Raw genomic sequence first — 614 nt, 5'->3', positions numbered from 1 at the left:
GACTACCTGCAGATGGGCGTGATGGAAGCCATGGCCGCCGTCAAGTCGCTTACGGGTGCGCCCCGCATTCACGCGATGGGCTACTGCCTGGGCGGCACGTTCCTGTCCATCGTGGCCGCCGCGCTGGGCCTGAAGGAAAATGCCGCCCGATGGGGCTATCTGCCCGAGTTGGCCACGGTCACCCTGCTGGCGTCGTTGACCGACTTCAGTGAACCCGGCGAACTTGGCGTTTTTATCGACGATGACCAGATCCAGACCTTACGCGAGACCATGGCACGCACCGGCTACATGTCGGGGCGGCAGATGGGCGGCGCCTTCCAGTTTCTCAATTCCCGCGAGTTGATCTGGTCTCGCCAGACGCATCGTTACCTGCTGGGCGAGGACGACGTGGGCAACGACATGATGAGCTGGAACACCAACGTGACGCGCCTGACCGAGCGCATGCATTCGGAATACCTGTCTTCGCTTTATCTTGACAACGCGCTGGCCTGCGGGCATTACCGTTTGGGGGGCACGGGCGTGTCCCTCATGGACATCAAGGCGCCCATGCTGGTAGTGGGCACCATGCGGGATCACGTCTCGCCTTGGCGCTCTGTCTACAAGATTCACCTTCT

At 61.7% G+C, this 614-nt stretch carries 1 pseudogene; it reads left to right on the top strand.

The annotated features are described in order from the left end of the window. A pseudogene (locus EC86_RS29395) lies at positions 1-614 on the top strand (PHA/PHB synthase family protein); the annotation flags it as partial.

Source organism: Polaromonas glacialis, from assembly GCF_000709345.1.
Taxonomy (GTDB): domain Bacteria; phylum Pseudomonadota; class Gammaproteobacteria; order Burkholderiales; family Burkholderiaceae_C; genus Polaromonas; species Polaromonas glacialis.
The sequence above is the reverse complement of the archived record's forward strand: the minus strand, read 5'-3'. Positions and strand labels throughout refer to the sequence as shown.